Source organism: Cryobacterium sp. TMB3-10, from assembly GCF_004402305.1.
Classification (GTDB): Bacteria; Actinomycetota; Actinomycetes; order Actinomycetales; family Microbacteriaceae; genus Cryobacterium; species Cryobacterium zongtaii.
On the sequence record NZ_SOGH01000020.1, the window covers coordinates 232,182 to 245,927 of the forward strand.

The 13,746-nt window shown below is 69.4% G+C and carries 11 protein-coding genes; 6 read left to right on the forward strand and 5 right to left on the reverse strand.

Annotated elements, in window-relative coordinates:
- Positions 1-82 precede the first annotated feature (82 nt).
- The 4 genes from leuS (at position 83) to holA (ending at position 7,190) form a co-directional block, all read left to right on the forward strand.
- Entirely contained in the window at positions 83-2,659 is a 2,577-nt protein-coding gene (gene leuS / locus E3T22_RS09195; protein ID WP_088457983.1) for a leucine--tRNA ligase, read from the forward strand.
- 222 nt (positions 2,660-2,881) lie between these two features.
- On the forward strand, positions 2,882-3,679 hold the full coding sequence (locus tag E3T22_RS09200) for a helix-hairpin-helix domain-containing protein (RefSeq protein WP_088456092.1): 798 nt from the start codon (positions 2,882-2,884) through the stop codon (positions 3,677-3,679).
- Positions 3,680-3,690: 11 nt separating this feature from the next.
- Positions 3,691-6,120 (forward strand): ComEC/Rec2 family competence protein, encoded by a 2,430-nt coding sequence (locus E3T22_RS09205; protein WP_166789292.1) that lies wholly within the window; start codon positions 3,691-3,693, stop codon positions 6,118-6,120.
- A gap of 26 nt (positions 6,121-6,146) precedes the next feature.
- Entirely contained in the window at positions 6,147-7,190 is a 1,044-nt protein-coding gene (gene holA, locus E3T22_RS09210) for a DNA polymerase III subunit delta (RefSeq protein WP_088456094.1), read from the forward strand.
- Between the two features lie 36 nt (positions 7,191-7,226).
- Here holA and E3T22_RS09215 read toward each other — a convergent pair whose 3' ends face one another.
- The 5 genes from E3T22_RS09215 to E3T22_RS09235 form a co-directional block, all read right to left on the reverse strand.
- Positions 7,227-7,931 carry a hypothetical protein gene (locus E3T22_RS09215; protein ID WP_088456095.1) on the reverse strand — a complete coding sequence of 235 codons (705 nt, stop codon included), beginning with the start codon at positions 7,929-7,931 and terminating at the stop codon, positions 7,227-7,229.
- A 127-nt stretch (positions 7,932-8,058) separates the two neighbouring features.
- Positions 8,059-8,319: a 30S ribosomal protein S20 gene (gene rpsT, locus E3T22_RS09220; RefSeq protein ID WP_088456096.1), complete on the reverse strand. Its 261-nt coding sequence runs from the start codon at positions 8,317-8,319 to the stop codon at positions 8,059-8,061.
- Between the two features lie 119 nt (positions 8,320-8,438).
- Positions 8,439-9,206 carry an alpha/beta fold hydrolase gene (locus E3T22_RS09225; RefSeq protein WP_134480792.1) on the reverse strand — a complete coding sequence of 256 codons (768 nt, stop codon included), beginning with the start codon at positions 9,204-9,206 and terminating at the stop codon, positions 8,439-8,441.
- Positions 9,206-9,862, reverse strand: a complete 657-nt coding sequence (locus E3T22_RS09230) for a response regulator transcription factor (RefSeq protein ID WP_088456098.1) — start codon at positions 9,860-9,862, stop codon at positions 9,206-9,208. The genes E3T22_RS09225 and E3T22_RS09230 overlap by 1 nt, the downstream gene beginning before the upstream one ends.
- Entirely contained in the window at positions 9,859-11,124 is a 1,266-nt protein-coding gene (locus E3T22_RS09235; protein ID WP_240632449.1) for a sensor histidine kinase, read from the reverse strand. Before E3T22_RS09235 ends, E3T22_RS09230 begins: the two co-directional genes overlap by 4 nt.
- A 112-nt stretch (positions 11,125-11,236) precedes the next feature.
- On the opposite strand from E3T22_RS09235, the gene lepA reads away from it, so the two are divergent.
- Both lepA and E3T22_RS09245 read left to right on the forward strand, forming a co-directional pair.
- On the forward strand, positions 11,237-13,090 hold the full coding sequence (gene lepA / locus E3T22_RS09240; RefSeq protein WP_088456099.1) for a translation elongation factor 4: 1,854 nt from the start codon (positions 11,237-11,239) through the stop codon (positions 13,088-13,090).
- Between the two features lie 5 nt (positions 13,091-13,095).
- A complete protein-coding gene (locus E3T22_RS09245) occupies positions 13,096-13,743 on the forward strand; it encodes a DUF1990 family protein (protein WP_088456100.1) in 648 nt (215 codons plus the stop codon).
- Positions 13,744-13,746: the final 3 nt, after the last annotated feature.

The following is a 13,746-nucleotide window of genomic DNA, read 5'->3' on the forward strand; positions in this document are numbered from 1 at the left end:
CGCCAACGGGGTACAGACCCGCTGTGCAGAACGCCACCTCACCACAATGAATGAGAGTCACGTGGCACACGAGCACGACACCATGTCCAACGGCCCCGAGGACGAAGACGGTTACGACTTCGCCGCCATCCAGGCGAAGTGGGCGCCGATCTGGGACGAGCTGGAGCCGTTCCGCACCAGCGACCCCGACGACACCCGGCCGCGCAAGTACGTGCTGGACATGTTCCCGTACCCGTCCGGCGACCTGCACATGGGCCACGCCGAGGTGTACGCGCTCGGCGACATCGTCGCCCGCTACTGGCGCCAGCAGGGTTTCAACGTGCTGCACCCGATCGGCTGGGACTCCTTCGGCCTGCCCGCCGAGAACGCCGCCATCAAGCGCGGCATCGACCCGCGCGGATGGACCTACGACAACATCGCGCAGCAGAAGAAGAGCATGAAGCTCTACGCGGCATCCTTCGACTGGTCCCGCGAGCTGCACACCAGCGACCCCGAGTACTACAAGTGGAACCAGTGGCTGTTCCTGCAGCTGTACAAGAAGGGCCTGGCCTACCGCAAGGACAGCTGGGTCAACTGGGACCCGATCGACCAGACCGTGCTCGCCAACGAGCAGGTGCTCGCCGACGGCACCAGCGAACGCAGCGGCGCCGTCGTGGTGAAGAAGAAGCTCACCCAGTGGTACTTCAAGATCACCGACTACGCCGACCGCTTGCTCGATGACCTCAACCAGCTCGAGGGCACCTGGCCGGCCAAGGTCCTGAACATGCAGCGCAACTGGATCGGCCGCTCCATCGGCGCCGACGTCGACTTCACCATCGAAGGTCGCGCGGAGCCGGTCAGCGTCTTCACGACCCGCCCGGACACCCTCTTCGGTGCCACGTTCATGGTCGTCGCCCCCGACGCCGACCTGGCTGCCGACCTCGTCGCCGATGCCTCACCCGAGGTGCGCGAGCGCTTCGCGGCGTACCTGGTGCAGGTGCAGAACAGCACCGAGATCGAACGCCAGGCCACCGACCGGGAGAAGACCGGCGTCTTCCTCGAACGGTATGCGATCAACCCCGCCAACGGTGAGCGCCTGCCGATCTGGGCCGCGGACTACGTGCTGGCCGACTACGGTCACGGCGCCGTGATGTCGGTTCCGGCCCACGACCAGCGCGACCTCGACTTCGCCCTGCGGTTCGACCTTCCGGTACGCGTCGTCGTCGACACCACGGCGCCGGTCACCGGTGTCATCCCGGTGATCACCCCGGGGATGCTGGACGGCTCCGAAGAACTGCCGTCCCTCGACTCCGACGCCCTCGACCCCGCCCAGACCGGCGTCGCGCTCACCGGCGACGGCCGCCTGGTCAACTCCGGGGCCCTCAACGGCCTCACCAAGGCCAACGCCATCAAGCGGATGATCGACAAGCTCGTCGCCGACGGCACCGGGCGGGCGGCCAAGAACTACCGCCTGCGCGACTGGCTGATCTCCCGTCAGCGCTACTGGGGAACCCCCATCCCGATCATTCACGGCGAAGACGGCACCGAGATCCCGGTTCCTGAGGACCAGCTGCCGGTGTTGCTGCCGCCCACTGACGGCCTCGACCTCAAGCCCAAGGGCACCTCCCCGCTCGGCGGTGCCGCGGACTGGGTGAACGTCGTCAACCCCATCGACGGCACCCCGGCCAAGCGCGACGCCGACACCATGGACACCTTCGTGGACAGCTCCTGGTACTTCCTGCGCTTCCTCAACCCCACCGACGACACCAAGGCGTTCGACCCGAAGGAAGCCGACAAGTGGGCCCCCGTCGACCAGTACGTCGGAGGTGTCGAGCACGCCATCCTGCATCTGCTCTACGCCCGCTTCATCACCAAGGTGCTCTTCGACCTCGGCTACGTCACCTTCACCGAACCGTTCACGGCTCTGCTGAACCAGGGCATGGTCATCCTCGACGGTGCCAAGATGTCCAAGAGCAAGGGCAACCTGGTCTACTTCACCGAGGAGGTCGACAAGTACGGCGTCGACGCCGTCCGGTTGACCATGGCGTTCGCCGGCCCGCCCGAAGACGACATCGACTGGGCCGACGTGTCCCCGGTCGGTTCGGCGAAGTTCCTGGCCCGTGCCTGGCGCGTCGCGCGCGACGTCACCAGCGCCCCGGATGTGGAGTGGAAGACCGGGGACGTTGCCCTGCGCCGCGTCACCCACCGGTTCCTGGCCGACGCCCCTTCGCTGATCGAGTCGTTCAAATTCAACGTCGTCGTGGCGCGAATGATGGAGCTCGTCAACGCGACCCGCAAGGTGATCGATACCGGTGCCGGACCGGCCGATGCCGCCGTGCGCGAAGCCGCCGAGGTCACCGCGATGGCGTTGAACCTGTTCTCCCCGTACACGGCCGAAGACATGTGGGAGCGGCTCGGCTACGAACCGTGCGTCGCGCTAGCCCTGTGGCGGAAGCCCGACCGCAGCCTCCTGGTCGCCGAGTCGGTGACCGCGGTGGTGCAGGTCGACGGCAAGGTGCGCGACCGCCTCGAGGTTTCCCCGAAGATCAGCAGCGACGATCTCGAGGCCCTCGCCCGTGCGTCGGCAGCCGCGATCCGTTCGATCGGCGACCGCGAGATCATCAAGGTGATCGTGCGGGCGCCCCGGATGGTGAGCATCGTCACCAAGCCCGCCGCTTAGGCCGCACGCCCCGCCTCCACAGTCGGGCCCGGCTCCGCCCCGCGCACAGGTTCCCCTCAGGGGCCGGTGCGCGGGGCGGAGCGCTGTAACCACCACTAACGTGGACCGGCTCTACAGCCTCGGCGCCCCGCGGGGGTTCCTCCACAGGCTGGCCGGTAGTCGCCCCGACACAGATCCCCTCACGGAACCGGTGCGAGTGGCGGCGCTGTTTAGCCTGTCCGCATGGATTTTGACCCGTTCGCCAGTTTGACGCCGTCATCTCGCACGCGCTCTGGGGAGCCAGGGGCCCTGTCGGCCGGCCCCGGTCGCACCCGCATACGCGTCGGGGTGGGCGCGGCCATCGTCCTGTTGCTCGCGGCGCTGGGCATCAGCGTGACCGTGACCGCCATCGGGCAGGTCAGCCACAGCGTTGCGGTGCCGGCGAATCCGGGCGCGGACCCGCTGGTGGACGACGCGAGTGCGAGCCAGACAGCGGATCCACCCACCGGCGCGACCCCGGAAGCGCAGGCCGACCCGCGCGGCACCGGTGCGCCGACCGGCGAAGCGGAAGCACCCGGAGTGTTTGTGCACGTGCTGGGTGCCGTCGCGCATCCCGGCCTGTTCGAAGTGCACGAGGGTGCCAGGGTCATCGACGTGGTCGCCGCCGCTGGCGGTCTGCTCCCCACCGCAGACGAGGCCGGCCTCAATCTGGCCAGACTCGTCGCCGACGGCGAGCAGCTCTACGTTCCGGCGCACGGCGAGGTCGTGCCCGGTCCGCCTGCCGGGGCGCAGGCCGGAGGCGCCGGGACGCCCGGCGGCGCACCCGGCGCCGCGAACGGGGGTGCAGCGGCGAAGGTCAACCTCAACACGGCCACGTTGGAGGACCTCGACACGCTGCCTCGGATCGGTCCGGTGATGGCCCAGCGCATCCTCGACTACCGCGCGGCGGAGGGCAGATTCGCGAGCATCGACGATCTGCGCAACGTGACCGGGATCGGCGAGAAGACCTTCGCCGCGCTCACGGACCTGATCACCGTATGAACCAGGACGGCATGACCCGAAGCCGGAACAGCGTGGACCTGCGGCTGGTGCTGCCGGCCGCGGCATGTTGGTTGTCGGCCGGGCTGCTGGTGGCGACGACGACGGATGCAGCCCTCGTGGCCGGCCTGGCTGCGGCCGCCGCCGTCCTGCTGACCGTCGGTGCACTCGTGACCGGGTCGCGAGCACGTGGCGCGGGCTTCCTGGTGCAGCGCGTCCGCCCGGTACTGGCCACCGTGGCCGTGTGCTGCGTTGCGGCCGCATTGGCCGGGCTGTCCGTCGCGGTGCAGGCGCCGGTGCGGTTGCCCGAATCCGTTCGCGCTGTCGCAGCCGAACACGGCGAGGCCTCCGTGGTTCTCACGGTCTGGTCGGCGCCGGCGCAGAGCAGTCGGTCGGCCATCGGGGGTGGGGCGCAGATGCGGTTCCGGGCCACGCTCACCACCATCGGCGAGCCACCCGGTCAGGCGAGCACGGGGGAGGCTTCCCCAGCCGGGACCGGCCTCTCGGTGCCCGTCGTCGTATTCGCCCCGGCATCCGCTGAGACCCCCGCCATCGGCGAGGGGATCCGGATGACGGGCACTCTCGGCGCAACGGAGCCGGGTGACGCGGCCGCCGTCCTGATCTTCGGGCGAGCCCCACCGGAACCGGTTCACCCCGCGCCGTGGTGGCTGGCCTGGGCGAACGCCGTTCGCGAGGGGTTCGCGACAGCGTCCGCCGAGCTGCCCGGTGATGGAGCGGGCCTGCTGCCCGGGTTGGCGATCGGCGACACCACGGCGGTGGATGACAGCCTCGACCAGGACATGAAGACGAGCTCGCTCAGCCACCTCACCGCGGTGTCCGGAGCCAATTGCGCCATTGTGCTCGCCATCGTCCTGGTGGCAGCAGCCGCGCTGGGCCTCGGCCGGGGGTGGCGGCTGGTCTGCGGGCTGGTCGTGCTGGCCGGCTTCGTGGTGCTCGTCACTCCGGAACCGAGCGTGGTGAGGGCCGCGACCATGGCGACCATCGTTCTGCTCTCAGGTTCGCTCGGTCGGCCAGGGCGGGGGCTCCCTGCCCTGGCCATGGCCTCGCTGTGTCTGCTGATCTTCGATCCCTGGCTGGCCCGCAATTACGGCTTCGCGCTGTCGGTGCTGGCCACCCTCGGGCTGCTGGTGCTGGCGGGGCCGCTCAGCCGTCGGCTCAGACGCTGGCTTCCCACACCCGTCGCCGCGGTACTCTCGATCCCGATCGCCGCTCAGCTGGCCTGCCAGCCGGTGCTGGTCATGCTCAGTCCGACGCTCCCGGTGTACGGGGTGCCGGCGAACCTGCTCGCAGCCCCCGCCGCGCCGGTGGCCACCGTGGCCGGCCTGGTCGCCTGTCTGCTCCTGCCGTGGGCACCCGTTCTCGCGACCCCGCTGGTGTGGCTGGCCTGGCTGCCGGCCACCTGGATCGCCGCTGTCGCGACCACGACCGCCGGTATGCCTGCCAACAGCCTGCCCTGGCCGGGTGGACCGTTCGGAGTGGTCCTCATCGTGGCCTGTACCGTCGCCGTGCTGACTGTGCTTGCCGCCCGAGGCTCCGGCCGGGTGACAGTGCTGGTGCGGACCGTGAGCGGGACCTTGGTCTGCGTGGTCGCCGGGTGGGCGATCGGAGGCGCGGTCGGCTACGAGCTGGGCCGGGCCGCAGTCTTCCCCACGGCCTGGCAGATCGCCGCCTGCGACATCGGCCAGGGCGATGCCGTGCTCGTGCGTGACGGTGCGTCGGTCGCGCTCGTCGACGTGGGCCCGGACCCGGCGCTGCTGGCCGACTGCCTGGACACCCTCGGCATCGACAGGGTCGATCTTCTGGTCCTCACCCACTACGACCTGGACCACATCGGCGGTCTGGCCGCGGTGATCGGCCGGGTGGACACCGCACTGGTGGGCCGGCCGGAGACCAGCCAGGATGCGGCGCTGCTCGACCGGCTCGCTGCAGGCGGGGCCGACGTGCGCGAAACCGCCCGCGGCGACACCGGCGCCCTCGGCGCACTGACCTGGGAGATCCTGTGGCCGATCCGCGGCTCGACCCTCATGCAGACCGGGAACCCCGGTAGCGTCAGCATGGTGTTCGACGGCGGCGGCATCCGGTCGCTTTTCCTCGGCGACCTCGACGAAGAGGCACAAAAGGGGCTTATGGCCGCCGGTCAGATCGGTGCCGTCGACGTGGTCAAGGTCGCTCATCACGGTTCTCGCGACCAGAGTGCCGCCCTCTACGCCGAGATCGAGGCGAGCATCGGAGTCGTATCGGTCGGTGCGGACAACGGCTACGGACACCCCACCAGGTCGGTGCTCGACATCCTCGGCGCGGCGGGAACCACCGTGCTGCGCACCGACCGGGACGGGATGGTGGTGGTCGCGCCCGGCACCGGTGCCCCGACGGCCCGCCGGGGACTCGTGGTCTGGACGGAGAAGGTCACAGGTGCCGGTTAGGCTGGGTTGGTAGCGAAGGGAGCCGCGTGGCCGCACGAACAACCGCACAGGCACGAACCGGCAAACCGGCCGCCAAGGCCGGCGCGGCGAAGATCCCGCAGCTCGCCTGGCATCAGGTGCGCCCGGCGCCCGTCGTGCTCGTCTCTGGTACCGAGACCTTCCTCGCCGAACGCGCCATCCGGTCGCTGCGGGACTTCCTCAAGCTGGAGGACCCCAGCCTCGAGGTCAGCGACATCCAGGCCGACAGCTACGCGCCCGGTGAGCTGCTCACCCTGGCCAGCCCCTCGCTGTTCGGCGAGCCGCGGCTGATCCGCGTGAGCAACGTCGAGAAGTGCAGCGACACCTTCCTCACCGAGGCCATCGATTACCTGCAGAACCCCGCAGACGACACCTACGTCGTGCTGCGCCACGGCGGCGGCGTGCGCGGCAAGAAGCTCCTGGACACCATCCGCAGCGGCGTGGGCGGCGCCGTGGAAGTGGTCTGCGCCGAGCTCAAGAAGGATTCGGACAAGCACGACTTCGCCACCGCCGAATTCCGCTCGGCGGGCAAAAGAGTCACCCCGAGCGCATTGCGGTCGCTGGTGGCCGCGTTCTCCGACGACCTGGCCGAGCTCTCCGCCGCCTGCCAGCAGCTCATCGCCGACACCGGAGCCGAGGTCACCGAGACCACGGTGGACCGCTATTACGGCGGCCGAGTCGAGACCAACGCGTTCAAGGTCGCCGATTCCGCCATCGCCGGGCGTCTCGGCGAGGCACTCGTCACCCTGCGGCACGCGCTGTCGTCAGGAGCCGACCCGGTCCCGATCGTCGCCGCGTTCGCCAGCAAGATCCGCACCATGGCGAAGCTGTTCGGCGTGCGCGGCGGGTCCGCCCAGCTGGCGGCCACCTACAGCCTGGCCCCCTGGCAGGTGGAGCGCGCCCAACGCGATCTGCGCGGCTGGAGCGATGACGGTCTGGCCCGGTGCATCGTGATGCTCGCCGAGACCGACGCGGCCGTGAAGGGCGCCGGCAGAGACCCGATCTTCGCGCTCGAGCGGCTCGTCACGGTCATCGCCAAACGCGGCGAATGAGGGCGGCCGGTCACGGACCGGGCGGCCGAGGCCGACTCAGGGCTGGCCGGACACCGTGACCGACGAGCGGTTCAGGTAGATCCACACCCCGTCGGTGAACTCGGGGTCGCCGCAGATATCCCCGCTCACCTTCACCGGCAAAATGGTTGAGGAGCCGGCCAGATCGGCCCGCGATGCCGTCGCGGCGAACGACGCCGGCAGGGACGGGCAGTATTCCAGCTGGACCCTGCCATACAGGTCGGTGAACTGCACCATGATCCGCTGGGTGGGCATCGGCAACAGTACCGTGAGCACCACCGCGAGAGCGGCCAGCGCGAGGCCGACGACGCCGAACACCGACCCGAGGATGGTCAGCCCCCGCCGAGGGGCTGCCGTGTGTGCTGCCGGGTGCGCTGCAGGCTGAGCTGCCGGCTGCGCGGCAGCTTCGGTGGCCGGCGGCGTTGCGGCGGGCGCAGTGATGGACGGTGCGGTGATGGACAGTGCGGCGGTGGACGGTGCCGTGTTGGGGGGCGCGGTGGGCAGCGAGGCCGCGAACAGGACGCAGGCCCCGGTCAACACGAGGATGAAACCGAGCAGCCCCGCGAACACCCAGGGGTTCAGGCCCTCGTATGCGGTGACTGCGGGGGCCGACCAGAGGCCGACGGCGATGACGGCGGCTGCCACGGCGAACGCGCCGCCGAGGAACCGGGCCTGATGGCGCCAGGCGGACGGTTTCACCGGGCCGGTCTGCTCGCTTGTCACGACGCCACCATAGCGTCGGCCGGGCACCTCGGAAAGGGCCGGCCGGATCCGGCGGCAACACAGAAAACCCCCGCCCAGGAGGGCGGGGGTGTGTCTGTACTTCTGAACTGCTGAAGAGCGGTGCTGCTTAGAGCGCGTTGACAGCCTTGGCGATAGCGGACTTCTTGTTCGCTGCCTGGTTCTGGTGGATGACGCCCTTGCTGACGGCCTTGTCGAGCTTCTTGGAAGCAACGGCGAGGCTGGCGACAGCCTTGTCCTTGTCACCAGCGGTGACGGCGAGGCGCGTGGCCCGGATGGCGGTCTTGAACTCGCTCTTGACCGCCTTGTTGCGCTCCTGCGACTTCTTGTTCGTGAGGATCCGCTTGATCTGCGACTTGATGTTTGCCACGTTTTATACGCTTTCGTTAGGTTCTTGTTCGGATGGGCCGCCCGGCGATAGAGGGCACCGTGCGGCGAAAATCGTGTGGGGTGGGACCCAACACGCAAGCCAACAGGCAACGATACCAGTTATCTGCCCGGCTGGCTGACCGAATCGGGGGAGCTCTGATCAAGATCGGCCTCGATCTCAGTGATGATGTGCCTGAGCACAGTATCAAACCGGTGCGGCCGATGCAGGCTGACCAGGTGGCCGGCCCCGGGAACCGTCACGAGGGTGCCTCGCTGCGCCGCCGCGAGGAACCGTCGTTGGTGCAGGCGGAAGTGATCGTACGCGCCGTTGACCAGCCAGACCGGTCCGGGAAACGCCCTGAGATCGGCTAGCGGCGACAACCGCCCCGTCGCCGCGAGGCCCGCGTCCATGACGTCCAGGCCTACGCCGCCGGCGAGCACATCCCGCACCCCGGCCGGCGGGAGCATCCGCCGGACCAGGAAGGTGTGCAGCCAGAGACCGCGGTCCGGGAACCTGTGGATGATCCGGGCGAGCCAGCGATAGGCGGCCAGTCCCGGCCCGCCCGGTTCGAACGACGACCCGGCGGCCACCAGGCCGAGCACCCGGTCCGGGTTCCTGGCCGCGTAGGCGATGGCGTAGTAGCCGCCGAGCGACAGTCCGACGAGCAGCACCGGCCCCTCGACGGCGTCCACCGCCCCATCGATGGCACCGAGCGCACCGTCGAGGGTGAACGGCTCGCCCAGGCGCGAGCCGTGGCCGGGCAGGTCCACGGCGACAACCGGATGTCCCGCCGCCGCCAGCCACTCCAGCTGGTGCCGCCACATGCTGGCCGAGGTGCGGATCCCGTGCACGAGCACGACGGGGACCCGGTAACCGGCGGTGGGCATCAGGCGCCCCGCAGGGTGCCCGACGCGCGGGCGCTGGCGACGGCGGAGGTCCGCGACCCGACGCCGAGCTTGCCGAAGATGTGCACAAGGTGCGACTTCACCGTCGCCTCGCTGAGGAACAGGTCCTGACCGATCTGCCGGTTGGAGCGGCCGGCCGCCACGAGGGCAAGCACCTCGACCTCGCGGGGGGAGAGCCGGCCCTCCGGAACGAGCGACCGATCGGCCAGCCGGGTCACGATGGCCGGAGCGAGTGCGCTCTGTCCCGCCGCCGCGGCCCGCACGGCGGCGACGAGTTCGGCGGGCGGCGCGTCCTTGAGCAGGTACCCGCTGGCGCCGGCCTCGATGGCACCGAGGATGTCGGCATCCGTGTCGTAATTGGTGAGGATCAGCACGTGCGGGGCGCCGGGTCGGGACCGGACCAACCGGGTGGCCTCCGCGCCCTGCATGGGGGTGCCCGGTGGGTCGGTATTGGGCAGCGCACCACCGAACTGCAGGTCCATCAGCACCACGTCGACCCGGCCGGAGGCGGCCAGGGCCACGGCTTCCTCCGCCGTGCCGGCCTCCAGCTCGACCTCAAGGTCCGGCTCGGCGCCGAGCATGGCGCGCAGTCCCGCCCGCACCACGGGGTGGTCGTCCGCGAGCAGCACCCGGATCATGCCAGCGCCTGACGAATCGGGAATCGCACCGCGACCGCGGTGCCCAGGCCCGGTGCGGACTCCAGGACGAAGGAGCCGCCGAGCGCTTCGACACGTTGCCGGATGGCGACCAGGCCGAACGAGTCCGGACTCTGAGCCGTGGCGTCCGTGAGGGTGAAACCGCGCCCGTCGTCGACGACGTCGAGGGCCACCTCATCGGTCATGTAGCTCAGGGTGACCTCCGCGCGGTTGGCGCCGGCGTGTTGGGCGACGTTGGCGAGCGAGCCCTGCGCGATCCGCAGCAGGGTCGTCTCCAGCGACATCGGCAGCGCGATCGGGTCACCCGTCACATGCAGGCTGACCCTGGTGGCATGGTCGCCGACCGGTGCGGTGCGCTCTGCCGACGAGGCGAGCCTGGCGAGTGCGCCCGGCAGGGTCTGGCTGTCCAGGGCCGGCGGGGTGAGCTCCCGGATGAACCGGCGGGTCTCCTGCAGATTGGCTGCCGCGGTATCCCTGGCCAGGCGCAGGTGCTCCAGGGCCGCCGGATCGGATACCCGGCCCTCGACGGCGTGCAACAGCATCTGGATGCTCGACAGCCCCTGCGCCACGGTGTCGTGGATCTCCCTGGCCAGGCGTTCCCTCTCGGCGAGGGTGCCCGCGTCACGTGCGGTGGCCGCCAGTTCGGTGCGGGTGGTGAGCAGATCTTCGATCAGGTTCTGCCGTTCGGCGGCCTCGCGCAGCAGTGCCCGGTAGCCCAGGCCCACCGCCACCGCCACGCCCGCGCCCACCAGCGGGCCGAGGGTGGCGCCCAGGCTCAGGCCCACGTGGAAGCTCATCGCCCAGATCGTCAACAGCACGCTGAGCAGGACCAGGGGGATGCCGGCCCTGAGGGGCAGCACGTGCAGCTGCAGGAAGAACAGCGGGAAAACGATGAAGGCGGCATCCGGTGCCAGCAGGGTCAGTGCGAGCCACTCCACCAGCAGCACGGCCATCCAGACCGGCACGACCCATCGCCACGGCCGCCGGCGGGCCAGCTCGCTGCCGCCGACATAGCTGGCCAGGAAGAGCAGCGACAGGCTCACCACGGCGACGGGGTTCGGCACCGCCCCCAACAGGGTCCGCACGATGACCAGCCCGGTCAGCCCGATGATCAGAACGTGCAGGCCGATCCGCAGGCCGGAGAACACCGGGGTGAGCGCTGAGTGCGGAAGACCCTCGCCGATGCTGGCGGGCGGCATGGGATCCCGGCGGAGCGGGGAGGTGCGGAGTGCGAGGCTGGACATGGTGCGCCCAGCCTAATCAGGACCGCTGGTTCCGTCATCCGTCGAATGGATGACCGACTGCCTCCCGGGCAGGTCACACCGATGCTGCGGGGCATGGGAGAATTGGGCCATCATGTCACCGAGAGCTCTCAAGGCGCTGGAACCGGCCGCCACCGCCCCCGCGTTCATCCGTAACTTCTGCATCATCGCGCACATCGACCACGGCAAGTCCACGCTGGCCGACCGGATGCTTCAGATCACCGGCGTCGTCGACGACCGTTCCATGCGTGCCCAGTACCTGGACCGGATGGACATCGAACGCGAACGCGGCATCACCATCAAGAGCCAGGCGGTGCGGATGCCGTGGGAGATGGACGGTCAGACCTACGCGCTGAACATGATCGACACCCCCGGCCACGTCGACTTCACCTACGAGGTCTCCCGCAGCCTGGCGGCCTGCGAGGGCGCCATCCTGCTCGTCGACGCCGCCCAGGGCATCGAAGCCCAGACCCTGGCCAACCTCTACCTGGCGCTCGAGAACGACCTCACCATCATCCCGGTGCTCAACAAGATCGACCTGCCTGCCGCCGACCCCGACAAGTACGCCAAGGAGCTCGCCAGCCTCATCGGCGGCAGCCCCGACGACGTGCTTCGGGTCTCCGGCAAGACCGGCGTCGGCGTGTCCGAACTGCTCGACCGGGCCACCTCGCTGATCCCCGCCCCCGTCGGCGACGCGAACGCGCCGGCCCGCGCCATGATCTTCGACTCCGTCTACGACAGCTATCGCGGCGTCGTCACCTACGTGCGAATGATCGACGGGCACCTCAGCCCGCGCGAGAAGATCCAGATGATGTCGACCCGCGCCACCCACGACATCCTCGAGATCGGCGTCACCAGCCCGGAACCCACCCCCAGCAAGGGCCTGGGCGTCGGAGAGGTCGGCTACCTGATCACCGGCGTGAAGGACGTGCGCCAGTCCAAGGTCGGCGACACCGTCACCACCGCGATGAAGCCCGCCACCGAGGCGCTGCCCGGCTACACCGAACCCAAGCCGATGGTGTTCTCCGGCCTGTACCCGATCGACGGCAGCGACTACCCGGCGCTGCGCGAAGCGCTCGACAAGCTCAAGCTCTCGGATGCATCGCTGGTCTACGAGCCCGAAACCTCCGTCGCCCTCGGCTTCGGCTTCCGGTGTGGCTTCCTCGGCCTGCTGCACCTGGAGATCATCACCGAGCGCATCGACCGGGAGTTCAACCTCGACCTAATCACCACCGCGCCCAGCGTGATCTACGAGGTCACCACCGACGACAAGAAGACCGTCACGGTCACCAACCCGAGCGAGTTCCCCAACGGCAAGATCGCTGTCGTCGAGGAACCCATCGTCAAGGCAGCGATCCTCGCGCCCAAGGACTACGTCGGCGTGATCATGGAACTCTGCCAGGGTCGCCGCGGCACCCTGCTCGGCATGGAGTACCTCGGTGAGGACCGGGTCGAGATCCGGTACACGATGCCGTTGGGCGAGATCGTGTTCGACTTCTTCGACCAGCTCAAGAGCAAGACCGCCGGCTACGCGTCCCTCGACTACGAGCCCATCGGCTCGCAGGAGGCCGATCTGGTCAAGGTCGACATCCTGCTGCAGGGCGAACAGGTCGACGCGTTCAGCGCCATCGTTCACCGCGACAAGGCCTACGACTACGGCGTGCTGATGACCGGACGGCTCCGGAAGCTCATCCCGCGCCAGCAGTTCGACGTGCCCATCCAGGCCGCCATCGGAGCCCGCATCATCGCCCGCGAATCGATCAGCGCCATCCGCAAGGACGTCCTCGCCAAGTGTTACGGCGGCGACATCTCCCGTAAGCGCAAGCTGCTGGAGAAGCAGAAGGAAGGCAAGAAGCGCATGAAGATGGTCGGCAGGGTCGAGGTTCCGCAGGAGGCTTTCATCGCCGCGCTCTCCGGCGACGAGCCGGCCAAGAAGGAAAAGAAGTAACGATCATGCGCCGCTCGACCTTCACCGACGCCGCCGTGACCTACGCCGCCATCGGCGGCACCCTGGCCCCCGACCTGATGCGCTACCCGCCCAAGGGCCACCGCCCGCTGGAGCGTACGGTGCGCCTGGGCAGCGGCGAGGAACGGTTCCGGGTGGCCACGACGGCGTTGATGACCTGGGGCATCCAGCGCGGCAGCGGCATCGACGTCACCGACCTCGACGCCGGCACCGGCGTGCAGTACACCGGCATCGTCTTCACCGAGAACGGCACCCCGGCGCCCAACCAGGAACACCCGGTGAACGAGGCCACCTTCGCCGAGGACGGCACCGCGTTCATCAGCAACGGGATGACCGCCAAGCTGGCCATCCCCACCGGCCCGTTCACCGTCGCCGCACCGGTGCGCGTCGTCTACGTCATCGACGAGGCCGACAAGATCGGCTTCGCCTACGGAACCATGCGCGGCCACCCGCAGACCGGCGAGGAATGCTTCATCGTCGACCGTCGCGCTGACGACTCCGTCTGGCTCACCATCCGCTCCTTCTCGCGTCCCAGCACCTGGTACTACACGCTGGCCTGGCCCATCCTGCGCGTCCAGCAGGAGCGCTACACCCGCAAGTACCTGCTCGCCCTGCACCCCGTCGGACGAGGCTGACCG

Coding starts and splice junctions, on each gene's coding strand:
- leuS (WP_088457983.1), top strand. CDS start 83: ATGTCCAACGGCCCCGAGGACGAAGACGGTTACGACTTCGCCGCCATC.
- E3T22_RS09245 (WP_088456100.1), top strand. CDS start 13,096: ATGCGCCGCTCGACCTTCACCGACGCCGCCGTGACCTACGCCGCCATC.
- lepA (WP_088456099.1), top strand. CDS start 11,237: ATGTCACCGAGAGCTCTCAAGGCGCTGGAACCGGCCGCCACCGCCCCC.
- E3T22_RS09200 (WP_088456092.1), top strand. CDS start 2,882: ATGGATTTTGACCCGTTCGCCAGTTTGACGCCGTCATCTCGCACGCGC.
- E3T22_RS09225 (WP_134480792.1), bottom strand. CDS start 9,206: ATGCCCACCGCCGGTTACCGGGTCCCCGTCGTGCTCGTGCACGGGATC.
- E3T22_RS09230 (WP_088456098.1), bottom strand. CDS start 9,862: ATGATCCGGGTGCTGCTCGCGGACGACCACCCCGTGGTGCGGGCGGGA.
- E3T22_RS09235 (WP_240632449.1), bottom strand. CDS start 11,124: ATGTCCAGCCTCGCACTCCGCACCTCCCCGCTCCGCCGGGATCCCATG.
- E3T22_RS09205 (WP_166789292.1), top strand. CDS start 3,691: ATGACCCGAAGCCGGAACAGCGTGGACCTGCGGCTGGTGCTGCCGGCC.